This window comes from Cellulophaga lytica DSM 7489 (assembly GCF_000190595.1).
Taxonomy (GTDB): Bacteria; Bacteroidota; Bacteroidia; order Flavobacteriales; family Flavobacteriaceae; genus Cellulophaga; species Cellulophaga lytica.
Genome location: NC_015167.1, coordinates 1,485,938 through 1,509,781, shown reverse-complemented (window position 1 = coordinate 1,509,781; position 23,844 = coordinate 1,485,938). Strand labels below are relative to the sequence as shown.

The 23,844-nt window shown below is 33.7% G+C and carries 6 protein-coding genes; 5 read left to right on the top strand and 1 reads right to left on the bottom strand.

The window, feature by feature from the left end:
- The first annotated feature begins 65 nt into the window (after positions 1-65).
- The gene (gene gltX, locus CELLY_RS06670) at positions 66-1,577 is read left to right on the top strand and encodes a glutamate--tRNA ligase (protein ID WP_013620898.1); all 1,512 of its coding nucleotides are present in this window, start codon (positions 66-68) and stop codon (positions 1,575-1,577) included.
- 149 nt (positions 1,578-1,726) lie between these two features.
- Positions 1,727-2,686 (top strand): SPFH domain-containing protein, encoded by a 960-nt coding sequence (locus tag CELLY_RS06665; RefSeq protein ID WP_013620897.1) that lies wholly within the window; start codon positions 1,727-1,729, stop codon positions 2,684-2,686.
- A gap of 279 nt (positions 2,687-2,965) precedes the next feature.
- Here CELLY_RS06665 and CELLY_RS06660 read toward each other — a convergent pair whose 3' ends face one another.
- Complete coding sequence (locus tag CELLY_RS06660) at positions 2,966-4,651, bottom strand: glutamine--tRNA ligase/YqeY domain fusion protein (RefSeq protein ID WP_013620896.1); 1,686 nt, start codon at positions 4,649-4,651, stop codon at positions 2,966-2,968.
- 253 nt (positions 4,652-4,904) lie between these two features.
- Between CELLY_RS06660 and CELLY_RS06655 the strand changes: the two genes are divergently transcribed.
- The 3 genes from CELLY_RS06655 (at position 4,905) to CELLY_RS06640 (ending at position 23,822) form a co-directional block, all read left to right on the top strand.
- Positions 4,905-7,160 (top strand): T9SS type B sorting domain-containing protein, encoded by a 2,256-nt coding sequence (locus CELLY_RS06655; RefSeq protein WP_013620895.1) that lies wholly within the window; start codon positions 4,905-4,907, stop codon positions 7,158-7,160.
- A 6-nt stretch (positions 7,161-7,166) separates the two neighbouring features.
- Positions 7,167-9,299, top strand: coding sequence for a PorP/SprF family type IX secretion system membrane protein (locus CELLY_RS06650; protein WP_081457532.1), 2,133 nt, complete (start codon positions 7,167-7,169; stop codon positions 9,297-9,299).
- A gap of 174 nt (positions 9,300-9,473) precedes the next feature.
- On the top strand, positions 9,474-23,822 hold the full coding sequence (locus CELLY_RS06640; RefSeq protein WP_013620892.1) for a T9SS type B sorting domain-containing protein: 14,349 nt from the start codon (positions 9,474-9,476) through the stop codon (positions 23,820-23,822).
- Positions 23,823-23,844: the final 22 nt, after the last annotated feature.

Genomic DNA, 23,844 nt, shown 5'->3' with positions numbered 1-23,844 from the left:
AAGTGAGTATAACACTTTAATAGGACAAATAACTAACTGTATCTTTGTAGCAATAAATATATATTATGAGTTCTAAAGTAAGAGTACGTTTTGCTCCAAGTCCTACCGGACCGTTACATATTGGTGGTGTGCGCACTGCCCTATTTAACTACCTTTTTGCAAAAAAAAATGGTGGAGATTTTATTTTGAGAATAGAAGATACAGATCAAAATAGATATGTAGAAGGTGCTGAGCAATATATAATTGACAGTTTAAACTGGTGTGGAATTGCTTTTGATGAAGGACCTGGAAAAGAAGGAAAATTTGGTCCGTACAGACAAAGTGAACGTAAACATTTATACAAAGAATATGCAGATGAGCTAATTGCAAATGGTAAAGCATATTATGCTTTTGATACTGCAGAAAGTTTAGATGAACATAGAAAAAACCACGAAGCTAATGGTAAAACTTTTATTTACAACTGGCATAATCGTTTAAAATTAAACAACTCACTAGCACTAAGTAAGGAAGAAGTAGATACCAAATTAGCTAATAATGAGCCATTTGTAATACGTTTTAAAACTCCTGAAAACGAAAAATTAGAACTTAACGATATAATACGTGGTACTATGCATATAGATACTAATGTATTAGATGATAAAGTATTGTTTAAAAGTGATGGAATGCCAACGTATCATTTAGCAAATATTGTTGATGATCATTTAATGGAAATTACTCACGTAATACGTGGTGAAGAATGGTTACCATCTTTAGCCTTACACAAACAATTGTATGATGCTTTTGGCTGGCAAGCACCAGAATTTGCTCATTTACCATTAATTATGAAGCCTGTAGGTAAAGGTAAATTAAGCAAAAGAGATGGAGAAAAGCTTGGGTTTCCTGTGTTTCCGTTATCATGGAAAGAGTCTACTGGTTATAAAGAAGAAGGCTATTTCCCAGAAGCAGTTGTAAACTTTTTAGCTTTACTTGGCTGGAATCCAGGTACTGAGCAAGAATTGTTTAGTTTAGAACAATTAATAAGTGAATTTTCTTTAGAAAGAGTAAATAAATCTGGAGCTCGTTTTGATCCAGATAAAACCAAATGGTATAATACACAATACCTACAAGCAAAAGATAATGCAGAAATTGCAACATTATTAATGCCTACTATTTTAAGTCACGTACAAGAAACTCATCCGTTAGCAAAACAAGAAACTGTTGAGCGTTTGGTTGACTTATTAAAAGAGAGAGCAACTTTTGTAAAAGATATTTGGGATTTAGCAGACTATTTTTACGTTGCACCAAAAGAATATGCACCAAAAGCAGTAAAAAAACAATGGAAAGAAGGTACTCCAGACATATTAAACCAGTTGGTATCTGTTTTGGAATCAATAACAGACTTTAGCTCAATCAATACAGAAACAATTGTAAAAGAGTGGATTACAGATAAGGAATTGTCTTTTGGTAAAGTAATGCCTCCTTTTAGATTGGTATTAGTTGGCGATATGAAAGGACCACACGTTTTTGATATTGTTGAATTATTAGGAAAAGAAGAAACTATTAAAAGAATACAAACTGCTATAGATAAATTAGCGTAAACTATATACCTTATTAAGCAAAAGCTACAAATGAATATTATCATTTGTAGCTTTTTTTTTATAAAAATGTAACATATCCCCTATTTTAATTACATATATATGTACAGTATTTGTACATTTAAAACATAAACCTAAAAACCTTAAAAATTATGGGAAGTTATTTATTAATACCACTAATAGTATTTGTAGTATTTGTAATATTTTCAGCTGCATTTGTAGTTAAACAACAAACAGCTGCTATTATTGAAACATTTGGTAAATTTAGTAGCATTAGACAATCTGGTCTGCAATTTAAAATACCTTTTATGCAACGTATTGCTGGTAGATTAAGCTTAAAAATTCAGCAATTAGATGTAATTATTGAAACAAAAACTTTAGATGATGTATTTGTAAGATTAAAAGTTTCTGTTCAATATAAAGTAATAAAGGATAAAGTATATGATGCTTTTTATAAACTAGATTATCCGCATGATCAAATAACATCTTACGTTTTTGATGTAGTACGTGCAGAAGTACCAAAAATGAAATTGGACGATGTTTTTGTTAAAAAAGATGATATTGCACTTGCAGTAAAAGCAGAACTTAATGATGCAATGTTAGATTACGGTTTTGATATTATTAAAACATTAGTAACTGATATTGACCCAGATGCACAAGTAAAACAAGCTATGAACCGTATTAATGCTTCTGAAAGAGAGAAGATTGCAGCGCAATTTGAAGGAGATGCGGCACGTATTTTAATAGTAGAAAAAGCAAAAGCTGAAGCAGAAAGTAAGCGTTTACAAGGACAAGGTATTGCAGATCAACGTAGAGAAATTGCACGTGGATTAGAAGAATCTGTAGAAGTACTTAACAAAGTTGGTATAAATTCTCAAGAAGCTTCTGCCTTAATTGTTGTTACCCAACATTATGATACATTACAATCTATAGGTGAAGAAACAAATACTAATTTAATATTATTACCAAATTCACCACAAGCTGGTAGTGATATGTTAAATAATATGGTTGCATCATTTACAGCAAGTAATATGATTGGTGAGTCTATGAAAAAAACAAATACTCCTAAAAAAGGAGATCAAAAAAAATTAGACAAACCAAAAGATGAATAGAAAAAAGTAATCTAATAAAAATTAGAAAATCCGATAGAAATTTAAATTTCTATCGGATTTTTTTATACTTATAAAATTTTACAAAAATTAAAAAGCAAAACTTGCTAAAAAAGGAACTTTTAAGACAAAAAACTATTTAAATGAGCTTACAGAGCATTATACTAAACCACCCTTACAATGGCATTAAGTTTTTTAAAAAAACGTTTAAAACTCACTAAAAAAAGCCTTTTTTAATAAGAAATGTTAATGATTTTTACATTAGCATCAATAAAACTTATACTAGCTTTTTTGCTGAATTTTTGCCCAAGAATCTCGTAATCCCACAGTTTTATTAAAAACCAAATTTTCAGGTGTACTATCAGTATCAATATTAAAGTAACCCATTCTTTGAAACTGAAAACGATCTCCAATATTTGCATCTTTTAAACTTGGCTCAACAAAACCTTTAATTACTTGTAAAGAATCTGGATTTATAAATTCCATAAAATCTTTATCTTTATGAGTATCCGGGCTTTCATCTGTAAATAACCTATCATACAATCTAATTTCAGATTCAATTGCATGTTGTACAGATACCCAATGTAAAGTTCCTTTTACTTTTCGTAAACTTTCTTCGGTACCACTACCACTTTTACTTAAAGTATCATATGTACATTGAATTTCAGTAATATTCCCATCGGTATCTTTTGTGCAAGATTCTGCCTTAATAATATATGCACCTTTTAAACGAACCTCTTTACCTAATTTTAATCTAAAGAATTTTTTATTAGCCTCTTCTCTAAAATCAGCTTTTTCAATATAAATTTCTCTAGAAAATGGTATTTTTCTACTACCAGAATCAGGATCTTCAGGGTTATTTTCTACGTCTAACCACTCTTCTTGTCCCTCTGGATAATTGGTAATTACAACTTTTACAGGGTCTAAAACACCCATTACTCTAGGTGCAATTTTATTTAAATGTTCACGAACATGAAACTCTAATAATGATACATCTATAAGGTTCTCTCTTTTTGCAATACCTATTGTATCTGCAAAATTACGAATAGACTCTGGTGTGAAACCCCTTCTACGCATACCAGAAATAGTAGGCATTCTAGGGTCATCCCAAGATTTTACAACTCCTTCTTCTACCAATTTAAGCAACTTTCTTTTACTTACAACGGTATGGCTAAGATTACGTCTTGCAAACTCTCTTTGTTTTGGTCTTGTTTTAGATTCATCATATACTTGGTCTAAAAACCAGTCATACAATTCTCTATGCATAGCAAACTCTAACGTACAAAAAGAATGAGAAACTTGTTCTAAGTAATCACTTTCTCCATGAGTCCAATCATACATAGGATAAATACACCAATCGGTATTTGTTCTGTGGTGGGCTTTGTGTAATATACGGTACATAATAGGATCTCTCATAAGCATGTTAGAGGAGGTCATATCTATTTTAGCACGTAAAACGTGTTCGCCTTCTTTAAATTCACCATTTTTCATACGTTGAAAAAGGTCTAAATTTTCTTCTACAGACCTGTTTCTAAAGGGACTAGCAACACCTGGTGTTGTAGGCGTACCTTTTTGTTCTGCCATAGCATCAGAAGATTGACTATCTACATAGGCCTTATTTTGCTTTATAAGAAAAATTGCCCAATCATACAACTTCTGAAAATAATCTGAAGCAAAGCACTCATGCTCCCATTTATAGCCTAACCAAGAGACATCTTTCTTAATTGCATCTACGTACTCTTGTTCTTCTTTTGCCGGGTTTGTATCGTCAAAACGCAGATTAACAGGTGCATTGTAACGTAAACCTAACCCAAAATTTAAACAAATAGAACTAGCGTGTCCTATATGTAAATACCCGTTAGGTTCTGGTGGAAAACGAAAACGTAAATCCTCTTTTGAGAAACCATTTTTCAGGTCTTCCTCGATAATGTGCTCTATAAAATTTAATGATTTTTCGCCTTCATTCATAGGATAAAATTAAGCTGTAAAGGTACAAAATTAGATTAATTATAGGTGCTAAAAAATCGGTCACCATACAATAAAGCCATTTTCACAACATATTTAAATACTACTACAACAATAAATTTATGAACAAGTTATAAACAACCATATTTGTTAAAGCAAATTTCGCACACGCGTTAAAATGTTTGCAAAAATTTTAAACGTTTAATCTAACTAACTATGTCCCCAGACAATAAATAGTTACAAAAAAAATCATCTCATGAGAACAACACCTACTACAGCTCTTTTGGTACTTTTATTGTTATTTAGCTACTCGCTAACAACAACAGCCCAAATTTTAAATGCTCCAGAACCCATTGCCGACCCAAGTGGTGGTGGTACAAGCGGATGGACTGCCGCATGTGCATCATCTGGATTTAACTCTTACTGGGTAAACTTTACCTGGATTAATGCTCCTGCAGTTAACAGTGACAACAAATTTATTTTAGAATTATCTGACTCTAATGGCAACTTTGGTAGCCCTGTAGTATTAGCTACATTAGATGATAAAAACTCTAATTATGACTTTAACATACAGTTTGCATTGCCTACAGACACTAGAGGCGAAAATTACAAAATACGAGTAAAAAGTACTAGTCCAGAGAAAGTGAGTCCGACTGCGGGTCCTTACTCTATGTACTATGTAGACTTTAACTCGCCAATATTAATGAGTCAAGATGGTAACGGTAATATACCATCTGGCGGTACCATAGAAGTTTGTGATGGTACAGCAATAACAATGGCTCCACATAATGTACCTAATGCTAGTAGTTACAAGTATAACTGGTATAAAAGCGGTACATTATTATCAGAAAAAGGACCATCATTAACTACAACAGAAGCAGGTATGTATTCTGTACAGATAGATTATGGTTCTATATGTTCTGGATCTGCTAGCACAGATTCTAATATTATAGAAGTTACAACGGGGACAAGTTTAGGAGTTGCCTTAAATACACCTTCTAAAACAAGTTTATGTTCTACAGAAACAGAAACACTTACTGCAAACATATCTGGCCAAGGCTTAACGTATGTTTGGTATAAGGATGATGTTGCTATTACATCACCAACTGTAGATAACCATACATATACAGTAGATGGCTCTACACCAGGTTTTGAAGGTAACTATGCAGTAGAAATAAGTGGCCCAGGAGCTTGTTTAGAGCGTTCTGCAGCTATTTCTATAACAACTGCATCTAATGTTACATTAACAAGAGATAATGAAGCTAACCTTGTTATTTTACCAACTAAAACTAAAACATTACAAGTAACTAGTAGCAGTACAGCTGTAACTTATGCTTGGTACAAAGATGGAGTAGTACTTAGTGGAGAGACTACAAATACATTAGTTGTGAATAGTGCAGGAGAATATTTTGCGCGTATAACAGACAATGGTGGCAGTTGCCCATTTACAATAGATTCTGATAAAACAACAGTAGTAAGTCCGGCTTCTTTTAACATAGCAATAGATTATACAGCTGCTTATACAGACTGCCAAAACACAACAACAACATTAGATGTAAAAACAATTGAAGCTGTTGCTGCAGATGGTACAAAAACAGATGTTACAGCAGATCTTAAAAATGAATTTACATACCAATGGAAAAAAGATGGTGTGGCAATTTCTGGCGAAACTAACAATGCTATTGCACTATCAGATATTACTGCAAATGGAGATTATACATTAAATGCAAGCATAAGTGGCTACAGCGCTACAGATTCTAACACTTTAGGCGTAACATTATTAACATCAGAAACCGTAGCTATTACAGCAAGTAGTACTACTTTTTGTAACCCAAGCAATCCGGTAGTAATAAGTACAACAACAGCATTAGCAGGTGAAACCTTTACTTGGTACAAGAATGGTGTTAGTTATAATACTACAGATGAAACTTTAACTAGTACAGAAACAGGAACATTTGTTTTAGAGGTACTAAAAAATGGCTGTCCGTTACGTTCTAACGAAGTTGTTATTTCTCCTTTAAATGAAGATTTAATAACGTTAGACAGCTCAGATCCAGTTATTCTTATAGAAGGACAAACTAAAACAATATCTGCAAGCGGTGGTACAAGTTACCAGTGGTTAGATGCAGCTAATGTAGAATTAAGCACAAGTTCATCTGTAAGTTTAACAGCAGAAGGCACATACACGCTTATAGCAAAAATAGACGACTGTGAAGTTATAAAACAATTTACAGTTTCATACAAAGATACTTTTAACGTTCCTAACGTAGTAACACCTAATGGTGATGGTAAAAACGACCTTTGGGTATTACCAAACTCTTACTCTAACAACCCTAATGCTACTGTTATTATTTACAACAGTAATGGTGAGGAAATTTTAAATGAAAAAGGTTACAAAAACAATTGGCCAACTTCATCTATGAGTTTCCCTAAGCAAAATATGGTTTTTTACTATAAGATTATTGATGACAAAGGTGGTCAAAAACAAGGGACTATAACAATTATAAGATAATTTAAAATGTTTAAGTTTAAGTACATATACTTTCTATTATTAGTGATGGTGCTAACCAATGTTAGTGCCCAAGAGGTTAATCCATACCTATCATACGATGTTCCATCGCAGAACCTTTTAAAATATAATAGGTTCTTAATAAACCCTACGTTTTCTACGGTAAGGGAAGACAAGTCGTACATAAACTTATTACACAGAAACCAATCGGTAGAATTTACAGATAACAATCAAAACTACTTTTTAAGCTATAGTGGACGTATTAATGACCGTACAGGTTTAGGTTTAAGTATATACCAACAAACAGCTGGTACACTAACAAATTACGGTGTACTTGCTAACTATGCTTACGGTGTAAAACTAAACGACAAAAGTAACTTTACTTTTGGAGCCAATATGTCTTACTATGCCAGTGGTTTAGATAAAAGTAGAGTAAACGCTGCAGATCCAGACGATCCGTTTTTAAATGGCCAAAGAGACAATTTATTACAGTTTCAGCCTGGTGTTAACTTGTCTTATGGTAAGTTTGATATTGGTTTATATGCAGAAAACTTATTTGATTATAACCTAAAAACAAGCGAATCTATTACAGAATTTGCAGATAAAACTTTCTCTGGTCACTTACAATATACACATCAGTTTGATAAAACATCTGGTATTTTAGAACAAGGTAGATTAATGCCTTTGGCTAGAGTACGTAAAGGTGGGCAAGAAGATGTTGTGCTTGGTGGTAGCCTTATATTAGATTTACCTAAACTTGGATGGGCCCAAGTTGGTTATGATGACCACTATGGTGCCGCTGCAGGTTTAGGTTTTAATCTAAACAAACGATTATCATTAGGGTATACTATGGAAAAAGGTATATCTGGTGATTTAGATAATTTTGGTGTAACTCATGAAATCTCTGTTGCATACTCATTTACTCCAAACTTAACAGAAGACAGAGTAATGTTAGAAGATGATAGTGATAATGAACTTGCATTTAATGAAGAAGATACAAACTTAGACGAAGAATTAGAATCTGAAAAATTTGAAGAACTTAAAAAACGATTGGCTGAAAATGACCAAGTTTTGGCAGAGTTAATGTACAGACAAGATTCTTTAGAAATAAACAGACAAAGAGATTTAGAAAAAAGGTTTGAAAGAGTGTTACGTATGGTACGTAGTGAAACTCAAGGTAAAAGACCAGATTTAGAAGAGAGAGCTAAAAAAATGTATTTCATTAATAATGATGAAAATGCAGTTGCAGAAAACACTACTAATAAACCAAACGGTATAGAAAAAGATGTAACAACTGTTGTTACTCCAAAGACCTCAACTTCTAACTACCAAAATGCTACTAACAACACTGTTGAAAATGCAACTGTAGCAACAGATGCAACTAAAACAAATAATGCAGTAGCAAATAATAGTACAACAAAAAAAGTAACTAAAAACGCTTCTACAATAAAAAGAAGAAAATTTAAACACTTAAACGGTGTACAAGATGGCTACTATGTAATTGCTAATGTATACAAAGGGCAAGGGTATTTAAATAAATTTATTAAAGACCTTGAAGATAATGGCTTATCTGCTGATTATATAAGAGATCCAAAAACAGATTTAAAGTATGTGTATTTAGAAAGATATGATACTTGGAAAGAAGCAGAAGCAGCACATAACTCACAACTTAATGGCGCATACGATTATGATATGTGGATTATGAATGTAGACAATGGTACAAATACAGATAGCAGGTATAACAATACTGGCTATGCAGCTACTACTACAAAAGACAAAACAAAAACAAGAGATAAGTATAGTAATGACAATCCTAAATTTAGAAACCCTGTACAGAAAGACAATGTTGCAGGTACTTATCCAACACCCAAAATTGTAAAATTTAATGGTGTAGACTCTGGTTATTATATAATTGCAAATGTTTTTGCAAGTGCTAAAAATGCAAACAACTTTGTTAAGCTACTAAACAAGCAAGGCTTAAACGCTAGCTATTTTATAAACCCAGAAAATAATTATAGATATGTGTATTTAAAAAAGCATGGTACATGGAACAATGCTTTACTGTCATACTATTCTAATATTAACAGCTCTTACCAAGACCGTATGTGGATAATGAGAGTTACTCAAAACAACATAGCGTAATGGATAAGATTTTTTCTAAAATAATACTTTTTTGTGCTCTATTGCTGACCTGTATTGCATTAGCTAACACAAAAAATACCAATAAGTATACTGTAAAATTCAATGACAGTATAACAACTAACAACTCAACTCAAATTAATTACTCACCAACAAACACTAAAAACATTCAACCTAATGAATAAGTTTTTAAAATCGCTTTTAATTATTTTTTTCTTAACTATATCTCATTTAGGGTTTAGCCAAGTTAAAAATAATTTTGAACCTAGATATGACAACAGTATCCGTGGAGACTTAACTATTATAGCTAATAATATTGTAAACCGTGAAGGTAACGAAATTACTAGGGAAAGAAGATGGGTAAATACCCGTTGGGGAGGATATTGGCAATATTATAATGTCTCTACGCCCGTAGATGCAAACGATTCATACAACCAAACAGGAAATAGCTCTACAGCTAATGATAATTGGGATATGCAATACATAGATATAGATGGTGATGCATCTACATTTAGTTCTAGTAGTGCAGAGTTAACTGTACCAGATGCCAGTTGCTCTAGAGTTAGGTATGTTGGTTTATATTGGTCTGCTGTTTATGCAAATGAAACAGACCGTAGTAACATTGGAAATATTAAGTTTAAAACACCAGGTGGTTCATATGTAGATATCTCTGCAGATGAAGTACTTTTTGATGGTTTTGGTGATACAGATTTTGGCTATTACAGTCCATATGCTTGTTATAAAGATATAACATCATTAGTTACTGGCTTAGCAGACCCTAATGGAGAATACACAATTGCTAATGTAAGAGCAAGTGTAGGTGAAACTCCTTCGGGTGGTGTATCTGGTGGATGGACAATGGTTGTTGTTTATGAAAACCCAACATACCCAGGTAAATACATTACTACTTTTGATGGTTATGCAGGTATTAAATCTGGAGAATCTGTAGATATTCCTGTATCTGGTTTTACAACATTACCAGCTCCTTTCCCTGTAAATGCGAGGTTAGGGGTAAGTACATTAGAAGGTGATAACGGTATAACTGGTGACGGTTTATCTATTAAAGCAAGCGGTAGACCAACTTATACTCCTTTAGGTACAAATAGGTTTGGAGCTGACCCTAATAAAACAAACAACTTTTTTGACAGTAATGTCACTTTTGAAAATAATATCGTAACTACTCGTAACCCCAACAGTGTAAACACATTAGGATGGGATGCAGACCTTTTTACAATACCTAATACAGGTTGGTCTACCATCCCTAATGATGAAACAAGTGCTATTTTAAGAGCCACTTCTACACAAGACAAATACGATATTTTCTTTACATCTTTTGATGTAGAAATTATAGAACCACAAATGCACTTAGCCAAAAGGGTAGAGGACATTGGTGGTACAGATATTACCGGGCAAGGTGTAAACCTAGGTCAGGTTTTAGACTACGTTTTATCATTCCAAAATGTTGGTAATGATGATGCAGATAATTACACCATTAGAGATGTATTACCTGTAAATGTAACCTTAGATGAAACTAATATTACAATGCCTGCAGGAGTATCTTATACTTATAACCCTGCTACTAGAACAGTTTTATTTACAATACCAAATGACTTAGTAGTACAAGGCGGGCCTTTAGAAAGCATACGTATGCGTGTACGTGTAGCAGAAAATTGCTTTGATTTTATAGATGCATGTTCAGATCTTATTCAAAACTTAGCATACTCTACTTACAGAGGTGTAATTAACACAAATGAAATTACAGATGACCCTAGTGTTACAGATTTTGATACTTGTGGATTTACAACACCTGGTGCAACAAACTTTTTATTAGATGATTTAGAAAACTGTGACTATAACAGAAGTGTAGAAATTTGTGGTGCAGATGCAGTTCTAGATTCAGGTGATGGTTTTGATGACTATGTTTGGTATAAAGATGAAAACGGAAACGGTGTTATAGACAGCGGAGATACTGTTATTAATGACGGTAATCCAGATGGAGATTTAAGTACAATTGTTGTAGATGATATAGGAGTATATATAGTTGATAAAATAATTGCAGATCCTTGTAAAGGTTTTCAAGAAATTATAACTGTAACACGTTTTGGAACCACACAAACTAACCCAATAATAGATTTAATAAACGATACTTCTAACACAGTTGATGGTGAAGTAACTATTTGCCCTATTGATGGTGACCCATTACCAAAAATATTTTTATGTGGTTTAAATGATGTAGAACCAATAAGTATTAATATTCCTGATGCTACAAGCATACAATGGGAAAAATTAGACGAAGGTAGTTGTACAGCTTCAGTAGAAGATTGTGCTAATAAAAACGGAACCTGTACTTGGAGCCAAGTGGCAACAGGCCAAACATTTAATGCAGAAGACGAAGGACAATATAGAGTAGTAATTAACTATTTAAATGGTTGTTTTACAAGGTTCTACTTTAATGTATTTAAAAACGATTTAGACCCTAGAGCAACAGTAGAAGATATTATTTGTACTACAGATGGTAGCATTAGTGTTACTAACGTACCAGCTAATTATGATTTTCAGTTATTAGATGCAGCTACAGGTACTATTCTTGTTCCTTATAGTGCTAATAATGGTCCTGTTTTTCCAATAACAAATAACGGAGCCTACACAGTAGAAATGCGTCAGCAAGGTGTAGTAGACGGTTGTGTGTTTAGATTAGAAGATATAGGAGTACTAAGAAGAGACTATGTAGTTAATATTACAACTAAAGATACAGATTGTAATGGTTTAGGAGAAATTAGAATTTCTGCTGAAGATGTTGAGCCTCAATACTATTTTTCTATTTCTCAAGGAGGAGTAGAGGTAGATACTTTTGGACCTACAGATGATAATGACCATACTTTTTTAGGTTTAAACGATGGTGTTTATGATGTTACCGTAAGAACTGATGATGGTTGTACATTAACTAGAGAAGTGACCATTAATGATGTATCTGACTTAGCTGCTTCTGCGTTAACAACAAAATCTATAGACTGTACAGATGGTATTATATCTGTAACAGCTACTGGTGGTGTTGCTAACCCAACGTACACATATGCAATATGGAGTAAAGATGGTGTAGACTTATACCCAGCTCCTTTTACATTAAGTGATATTCCTGCAAGTGCATACCAAACAACAGAAGACTTTTACTTTAGTGATGCAGATGCTGGTACTTACGAATTTATAGTTGTAGGAAGTAATAATTGTTATGTTATTACTAATGAAGCTACAGTAGATATAGCACCTGCAATTACATATAATCCTAACATTACAGATGAAACCTGTTTTGGTGCAGAAGATGGTAGTTTTGATATTAATATTACAAATAGTAATGGTTATACTTTATCATACAGTTTATTGTATCCAGACGGCACAACAACTAGTGTAAACAACTCTGGTAATTTTTCATCATTACCACAAGGAGATTACATACTTACGATAACACAAACAATAGGTGGTACATCATGTGATTTTGATGAACCTTTTACTATTGGTGGTCCTACAGATGGTGTTACAGGTGATGCTGTTTTAGTTGATGATTATACATGTTTACAAGAAGCAACAATACAAGCTCAAAATGTAACTGGTGGTGCAGCTCCTTATGAATATAGTATAGATGGTGTTAATTTTAACTCAGGTGCAGGTGCAGACACATTTGCAAACCTAACTAACGGTAGTTATACTATTACAATTAGAGATGCTAATATGTGTACGTTTGTAACAAATGAAATTGTTATAGATGCATTAAATCCGCCAACAGATTTAGACTTTACAGCAACAGCTCCTAACTGCCCTACACAAACATCTAATGTTACAGTAACAGTTACCAATGGTACAGCTCCTTATGTTTTTGATATTATTGCTCCAACAGCAATAGCAGCTACAAGCACAACAGGAAACACAGCAACATTTAATGGTTTAGCTCCAGACACTTATACTTTTAGAGTAACAGACGCTAAAGGTTGTGAATATGAAGAGAGTTTTACAATTAGACCAGTAGATCCTATTTCTGTAGTTGGTAATTTAGTTAGTAATATTTCTTGTTTTGATGATATAGATGGAGAAGCAAATTTTGAAGTATCAGGTTTTAATTCTACATACAATTATGTAATAACAGGACCAACAACTATACCAGGAGGTACAGGAGTAAATCTTGCTACAATTTCTTTAACAAATTTAGATAATGGTACATACACAATAACTGTTACAGATACAGAAACAAACTGTACTGCAACTGCAGATGTTATTATAAATGCACCAACTGCTGCTTTAGCACTAAATGTTAACCCAACACAACCAACTTGTACAACAGATGGTAGTGTAGTTTTAACTGCTACTGGTGGTTGGGGTAGTAACGAATTTACAATTACGTATCCAGATGGTACAACTACATTTACTAATGGTACCGGTACGTTTAATAACTTAAACCAAACAGGAACTTTTAATGTTAGTGTAGAGGATGCTAATGGTTGTATTGTTACATCAAGCTTTGATTTAGATGCTTCAATAGCTCCTACTTTAGAAATTGTTCCAAATAACGATTGCTTTACGGCAGCTGCAGGACTAGAACTTACAGCTAATGTTACAGCTGGCGGAGATGGCACTTATCAATATAGAATAAATGGAGGCGCTTACAGCACAAATAACGTGTTCTCTGGCTTAAATCCGGGTACGTATACTATAGATGTTATAGATGGTAAAAACTGTACAGGAACAGCCTCTATTACAGTAAACCCAGAATTAACTGTTACGGCAACCGCAGATAATATTACAGCTTGTGATACAGATACAGAAGTAACTATTACTCCTGCTGGTGGTAGTGGCGTAAATTATGTATATGCAATTGTTGCTGATGGTACTACTCCGGCTGCAACAGATTTTACAAATGTTAATCCTAGAACGGTAACAACTGGTGCTGGTGATTATGATGTGTATGTGCGTGATAATAACGGTACAGGAACTTTTTGTGAGGCTATGTACGATTTAAACATTGCACAAGATCCTGCATTAACAGTAACTACAACAAGTACAGACATACTTTGTAGTGGCGAAGCACAATCTACCATAACAATAACTGCTGGTGGTGGAGAAGCGCCTTACCAATATAGTATAGATGGTGGTGCAACATTTGTACCAACAAACACATTTAATAATTTACCTGCAAATAGTTATAATATTGTAGTTAGAGACGCTAATTTATGTACTGTAACAGATACACATACTATAACAGAACCTTTTACTTTATCTGCTTCTGCAGCAGTAACAGCTTTATACGAGTGTAACCCAACAACTGGTGCTGAGGTTAGAATTACAAATGCACAAGGTGGTACACCTGCATATGAATATAGTTTTGATGGTGGTGTTAACTACAGTACAAACTCAATATCTAACTTATTACCTGGTACACATACATTGTATATTAGAGATGCAAATTTATGTACTTATGAAATGACAGTAACTGTAGATGCTGCTCCTGAGGCACCTACATTTGCTCCGTCAATTTCTTATGATTGTGAAGGTTTAGGTGAAATTACAGTTACACCTAGTAGTACAGATTTTGATTATGTATACTCTATAGATGGTTCATTTAACACGCCAGATAATACAAGTAATATCTTTACAGATGTAGCAGCAGGTACACATACAATTAGAGTAGATTATACTTCTAATGCAGCTCCTACACCAAGTAATTTATTATCAGAAGATTTTGGTTTTGGTGCAAATACATCAATAACACAAATAGATCCTTTATACTGTTATGAGCCACAAGATGGTACAGTAAGAACTTGTGATCCTGGTGTACATACCAGAATTAATGATGGTGAATACTCGGTTACACAAGCCATAGCTTTACCTTTTGGTACTTGGAGAAGTCCTAACGATCATACAGGTAACGCTAACGGAAGGTTTTTAGCAATGAATGTTGGTGGTGTTGCTGGTGTTGGTGGTATTGTATATGCTAAAAGAGGTATAGAGGTTATACCAAACAGAGATATTACAATATCTACATGGGCATACAACTTATTAAGAGCCGGTACAAGTGGAGGTGATCCTACAATAGAAATAGAATTAGTAGACGCTGGTGGTGTTGTAATTACTAGTGTTGCTACTGGTAATATTCCTAAAAATAATAATGCTGATGACTGGCATAATTATACTGTAACATTAAACCCTGGTGCTAATACAAACCTTGATATTGTTATACGCACAAATTCTGCGGTTGTTGATGGAAATGATATTGCAATAGATGATATACAAGCATTTCAACTACCAGAAGTTTGTTCTTCTTCTGTAACCTTTGACGTTGTAGTTGAAGCAGGTAAAGCTTTTACAGCAAACATTACAAACCCTGTAAACATTTCTTGTTTTGGTGGTAATGATGGTGAATTTGTTATTAATGCAGCAAATTTTGGTGCTGGCGGATATGAATATTCTTTAGATGGTGGTGCAACGTATTCTGGCCCTTTTACAACTTCGCAAACCGTAACTGGTTTAACTGCACAAAACTATACTATTGAAGTTAGAGATGTTGATGATAATGCATGTAGTATTCCATTAACACAAGAATTAACTGAACCAACAGAAGTTACTGCTACTGCATCTATCACAGATGAATTTACATGTAATAATACAGGTGCTACAATTACTGCTGTTGCAAATGGTGGTACACCAACGTATAACTATCAATTAGAAATATACAATACAGTAACAACAAGTTATGCTGTTTTTAGAGGATACCAATCTTCTGCAATATTTACAGATGTGCCTGCAAATGCAGCTAATGAAAATTATATTGTAAGAGTACAAGATGATAACTTGTGTACTAATGCTATTACGCCTGCAGTAACTGTTACTACCCCAGAAGTACCAACTTTTACAGTAACGCCAACAGCGTGTTACTCTGGTGCAAATGATGGTGAAATACAAGTAGATGTTACTTCTATTCCTGGTAATGAAAACTTCCAGTTTAGTATTAATGGTGGTGCTTGGATTACACCAACTCCAGCAACTGCAACTACTTATACTTTTACTAATTTAGCAAACGGTACTTACACAATAGACGTTAAAGATGGTTATGGTTGTGTTGGCGTACAAGAAACAGTTGTTTTAAACCCTGTAATAAACGCAACAATAGATGTTGTACATGTTAGCTCTTGTGCTGATGGTAGTATTACTGTTAATGCAACTGGTGGAGATGGTAATTTAGCTTATGCTTTTGTAACTACAGGAACTCCTGTAACTGCTGCAGATTTTAGTAATGTAAATAATTATAGTGTAGCCGCTATTGATGCTGGTGACTATGATGTTTATGTATGGGATAATAACGCAGCAGATCCACATTGTGAATATATGGAGACTGTTACAGTTAACCCTGCAACTCCTTTAACTTATAATGCAGTACCTACAGATCCTACTTGCCATGATGGTACAGGAACTATAGAAATTACAGTTACCTCTGGTATATCTCCTTACACATATGAAATTATTGATTTAGATAACGGCGGAGCTTCTAATGAAACTACAACTAATGTAATAAACAATACTAAAACATTTTTCAATTTAGCACCTGGTAACTATACAATTAATGTTACAGATGCTAGCGGATGTACAATAGAAACAACTCCTGTATTAATTAATAATCCAGATGAGTTAGTAACAGATATAGAGTCTATATTATCTGGTAATTGTGACCCTGCAACAGGATTTAGATTTATCAATTATACAACAACATTAAATGGAACATTAGAATTTAGTCATGATGGTGGTACTACTTGGCAAACATCTGATGAGTTTGATGCTCCTGCATACACATTAACTTCTGGTGATGCTGTAGACCCTTCTATTAGAACTGTAGATGCTTCTGGTAACACCTTATGTAGATTAGATTTACCTAGATATATTATATCTTATCCATTAGATAATTTAGATATAACAATTTCAGCAATTATTGTTGATTGTAATGAATTACAGGTAACTGTACAAGGTAACGAGGGTACAGCTCCTTATCAATATACGTATACAGACGATCCTGTTAATTTTGATGCAACTTCACCTATTAATCCTTGGACTACTCCTGCAAAGGGACTATCAGATCCTCATACCTTTACAGGTTTAATACCAGGTAGAACGTATGTATTTCTTGTAAGAGATGCTAATGGTTGTGTTAGACAAAGTGATAGAAATGTAAACGATTTAATAACATTACCATTAGAAATTACATCTACTTCTGTACCTGCTTGTTTTGGTATGACAAATGGTAGTATTACATATACAATTACAGATAATCAAGCTCCATTTGGTACTGAATACAGATGGGAAGTTTTTAATATGACAACTGGTACTCCTGTTTCTGTAGCAAATAGTGGAGGTAATATTCCATTTTCTTCTCCACAAACAGTTACAGTATCTGGTTTAGGAGCTGGAGAATACTTTATACAAGTTACCGAAAGAGATGGTGGGGTAGATAGTTGTATATCTGCATCAGAAAATCTATTGTTAGAAGAGTTAGATGATATTACAGCAACATTAAATAAAATTCAAGATATTTCTTGTGCTACACCTGGTCTTATTCAAATAGAAAACATTAATGGTGGTGGCGGTACTTATACTTTTACTGTAACTGGTCCTGCTCCTTTTACAACTATTACAGGTACTACAGATAATCCAATAGAAATTCCTGCTAATTCTCCTGCTGGTACTTATAACGTAACTATTCAAGATCAATATAGTTGTGCTAAAGATTTAGGAGATGTTATAATGACATTAACTCCTAATCCAACAATAGATAATATAAGTGTAAATAATTGTGCAATACCAAATACTTTACAAATAGATGCAACTAGTACAGCTGCTCAAATACTATATTCTATAGATGGTGGTGTAACATATGTAGATAATGGAGGTTTATTTACTAATCTTTCTGTTGGTACATATAACATATCTATAAAAGATAGTAACGGTTGTATAGCTACAGATAGTGCTACTATTTACCCAGTATTAGAGGCTAATGTTGAGCTTACTAAACTAATGGATTGTACTCCTGGAACCGCTGAAATTACAATTGAAGCAACAAATGGTTCTGGAGATTATGATTATGAAATCACAAACGGTTTAGGAACTGTTGTTACTAGAACAGCATTACCAACAAATCCTTATGTAGCAACTGTAACAGTTGTGGAGAATTATACAGTTACTGTTTATGATAATAATACAACTGGTCCTGAATGTTTTAGAAGATTTACAATAGATGTTCCTGCTGCCGTAACTCCAATATTTACACACACATTTACAGATGTTACATGTAATAGTGCAGATGATGGTACTATAACTTTATACCAAACAGATAATGGAATAAACCCATTAACATATACAATTACACCTTTAGCTGGTACTTATGATGCTGCTACAAGCACATTCTCAGACTTACCTCCTAATACATATACAGTAACTGCAACAGGTACAAATGGCTGTACAACAGATATTACTAATATTGTAATTAGTGAACCAAACCCTATTGTCATTGCAAACGCAGATGTTGTAGAATTTGGTTGTACACCTACAAGTGGTAACACTAATAATAATGCTAGTATTAGTATAGATAATACTGCTGCTAATATTACTGGTGGTAGTAATACTTATGTTATTTATGAATTTATAAATGATAACAATACGCCTGCAACTGGTGATGATATTATTGTACAATCTGGTTCTAATAATGTTTACATAGAAACTAATACTGCTGGTGGTTCTTATACTATTAACGTATATGATGATAAAGGCTGTGTTGGTACAATAGAAGCAGATATTGCTCCTTATGATGAATTGTTAACAGCTTCTGCTGCAATTACAGGTGATATTACTTGTGATCCTGGTACAGATGGAGAAATAACTATTACTGCTACTTCAAATACAAATGATACTTCTAAATTTGAGTATAGTATTGACAACGGAACAACATGGCAAGCTTCAAATGTTTTTGGTGGTTTAGATGTTGGTACTCACAATTTCTTGGTAAGACATACAGATACTGGTTGTGTTATAACAACATCAGAAACTATAACTAGTCCAGATGTATTAGAATTAGATGCAACTGTATTAAGTAATGTAATTTGTTTTGGTGGTAATGATGGTAGTGTAGAATTTAATTTACATGATAATGCTAATGTTACCTATACAGGTGCAGTAGCATACATTCTTTACCAAGATATATTCAATACTCCTGCAAATACTGGAGATGATACACAAACTCCAGGTATTGCACCAAATGGTAATTTTGTAATTAATAATTTAGTAGCTGGTACGTACTATATAGAAGTACAACAAACTCCAGATCCTAGATGTACGTATACACAAGCATTTACTATTGCTGGTCCTAGTGCTGCAATAACTGCTGCTACAGAAGTTACACCAGTAACTTGCTTAGGTAATGACGGAGTTATAGAAGTTATTAATGCTGCTGGTGGTTGGGGAGACTATGTTTACTTTGTAGATGTAGTAACTAATCCTGCTCCAGTATATCCAACAGATTATGTTTCTAATCCTAGATTTACAGGTTTATCTGGTGCAGCAGCTCCGGCTGGTACAGATTACCAAGTTTGGATTGCAGATAAAAATGGGTGTATTGTTCAATTAGCAGATGTTAATTTAGTAACACCAGACCCTATAACTGCAACTTTACAGGTAAACCAAGAAAATTGTACAAACCTAGAAGGTGAAATTGAAGTTATTGGAACTACAGGTGGACAAGGAAGCAACTACACATACCAACTTATTAAAGATGGTACAGCAGTTGGTTCTCCACAGACTACTACAATATTCTCTGGTTTAGGTGCTGGTTCTTACACCGTATTAATTAACGATCAATGGTCTTGTGACTTTACAACACTTGCAACAGTATTGTATGAAGAAATGAATGTTTCTACTATTGTTGATAAACCAATAGATTGTAATACAGTAAATCCGGGCGGACAAATAACAGTAAATGTAACTGGTGGTTCTACAAACTTAGAGTTTACTGCTACATTACCAATAAGTGGTGCTACAATTACAAACACAACTGGTGTATTTACTGGCTTAACAGAAGTTGGTGTGTATAGCTTTAGGGTTCGTGATTTAGACACAAGTGCACCAATATGTGAAAAAACAGTTACACAAGAATTGGTTGATAAGGTAGATCCTATTTTATTAGCTTCAACTATAGAAAATGTTAGTTGTTTTGGTTTATCAGATGGTAGTATTACTGCTAATTTAGATCCTGCAACAAATGTAGATCCTATATATAACTATAATTTATATGATGCTACAGGAGTAACTCAAATAGGAGTAACTCAAACTAGTCCAACTTTTACAGGTTTAGCTGCTGCTTTTTATCAAATAGAAGTAGTATCTGCAAAAGGTTGTTCTATTAGACAAACTGTCGAGGTTACTCAGCCTACAGAATTACTAATAAGTGCAGTTGCAACAGACTTTGCTTGTGCTCCTAATAACACTGTAAATACAGCAACAATTACAGTAACTATAGAGGATGGTGCTACAACACCAGGAACTCCTTCTGGTACTAGTCCATATTTGTACAGTATAGATAATGTAAACTTCCAAACAGGAAATACATTTACTGTTACAGATACTGGAGTTACACAAACAATTACTGTTTATGTTAAAGATGATAATAGTTGTCCGCAGACAACAACAGTAACAATAGAGCCTATTAATAAGTTTACTGCTATAGTAACTAAGGATACAGACATATCATGTAATGGTCCAGAAGAAGTTACTATTACAGTAACAGATAACGGAGATGCTACAAATGTTTATACGTATGAGTTGTTACCAATTGGTAATACAAATGCTACGCAAACAACAACACCAACGTATAACACTGCAACTTTTGAGTTAACTGCAGTGGGTGGTTATGTATTTAGAGTAACAGATACAAATACTGGTTGTTACGTAGATACAGATGTATATAATATTGCTCCTTATGATTTAATTAAGGTTTCTGCTAGAGCGTCGTCTCCAGTAACTTGTTTTGGAGATACAAATGGAGAAATAGAAGTAACGGTAACAGACGCTACTGCACCATTTACATATACAGTTTTAAATGCTGATGGTACTTTAACAGGTATAAATGGTAATGCAACTACAAATACATTTACAATACCAGGTTTATCTGGTGGTAATTATTATGTAGCTGTTACAGAAGATAATGCTCCTTTCTGTACAGAAGATTCTAATGTAATAACAATAGCATCTCCAGATATGGCATTAACAGCTACAGTAAACAAAACTGCAGATGTAACTTGTGATGATAATGCTGGTGAGATAACAGTAGTACCAACTGGTGGTTACGCACCTTATGACATTGTTTTAAGAAACAATACTACTGGTGTAGAAACTACTTTTACAGATGTTAATTCTGCTAGTTTTGTAAGATTAAGTGCTGCTACATATACTGTAACAGTAACAGATAATGGTGGATGTCCGTTTACAGACACCATAACGCTAGACCCTGCAATACCTATTACTGCAGATATTACACCACTAACACAAATGTTAACTTGTTTTGGTGATAGTAATGGTAGTGTAAGTGCAGTAAACGTACTAAATGGTGAAGGTGTTTATACATATCAATTAAACGTTTATGATGATGCTGGTACAACAATACTATACTCTAGTAGTCCGCAATCTAACCCAATGTTTAACAATTTAGGTGCTGGTGTGTACACCATAACTGTTTCTGACGGATGGAATTGTGATGTAGAAACCGTACAAGCCGTTATAACAGAGCCTACAGATATCACTGGTTCTCTAGTTCAAGTATCACAATTAACGTGCGTAGATCCAGCTGAAATAAGATTAACAGCTACTGGTGGTACAGCTCCTTACGAGTTTAGTGTAGATGGTGTAAACTTTACTCCAATGAGCGGTGGAGATACACATACATTTACAGTAACACAAGGTGTATACCAATACTATATAAGAGATAATTTTAACTGTGGTAATATTATTAGTAACCAAGTAACTATTGATGCTGTACCACCATTACAAATATTGTTAGATGAAACTGCTGCAGTAATAAACTGTAACGGAGAATCTACTGCAAGTATACGTGCAACTGCAATTGGTGGTTTAGGTAACTATTCTTATGAGTTGTTAGATACCCCAACAAGTACAACTCCATTACAAGGACCACAAACTAGTGGTGATTTTAGAAACTTAGGAATTGGAACTTACTATATAAGAGCAACATCAGATGGTGGTTGTGAAGAAGTATCTACTGCAATTACAATTACAGAACCTGCACCATTAGTTGTAGAAAACGAAGAATTTACAGACGTACTTTGTTTTGGTGAAGAAAATGGTACTATAACTGTTGAGGTTAGCGGTGGAACAGGAGAAATTAAATACTCAATAACACCTAATTTAGACCAGTTTGATACTAAAAATGTATTTACAGATTTAGCTCCTGGAGTTTATGATGTAATTGCACAAGATGAAAATGGTTGTTTTATTACATTTAATTTTACAATTAGTGAACCAACTGCAATGCAATTGAGTACTACTACAACTGGTGAAACATGTACAGGTAATGAAGATGGTATGGCTACAGTTACAATAACTGGTGGTACAGCTCCTTACAGTACAAGTTTAGATTCTAATGATCCGGCAGATTATGAGCTAGACAGGGTAGACTTTACAGGTTTATCTTCTGGTACACACGTAATATTAGTAAAAGATGCCAATGGTTGTGATGCTAATATTGTTATAGATATTGCACCTGGTGTAAATTTAAAAGCCACAGCAACACCTATTTATGAGTGTAGTACAGATACACCAACAAATTATTTAGAAGTTGTTTTAGAAGACAACACAATAACAGACGTATTATACGGTTTAGATACTACAGATCCTGCTGCAATGCAATTAACACCAGACTTTACAAATATGTCTGCTGGTAATCATTATTTACACATATTGCATGCAAACGGATGTTCTGAAACTATTGACTTTACTGTAGCAGATTTTGAACCGTTAACTCTTGTATTAGAAAATAGAAATATTAACGAAATAACGGCAATTGCTGCAGGTGGTAACCCAAAATATACTTTCTATCTGGAAGGAAACAATAATGGGGAAGACAATACGTTCAGAATACGTAAGACTGATACATATACCGTTGTTGTTGTAGACGAAAATGGTTGTGAAGCTACTCAAGATATATTTATTGAGTTCATCGATATAGAAATCCCAAATTTCTTTACACCTAACGGTGACGATGTTAACAACACATGGAAGCCTAAAAACACAGAAGGGTTCCCTAATATCTTAACTATTATCTATGATAGATATGGTAGAGAATTATATAGAATGGGAGCTGATGACAAAGGATGGGACGGAACTTATGATAATAAGGAACTACCATCTGGAGATTACTGGTATACTATTAAGCTTAAAGATGAAGTAGATGACAGAGAATTTGTTGGACACTTTACATTGTACAGATAAAAAATAAAAGAACTTAACCTAT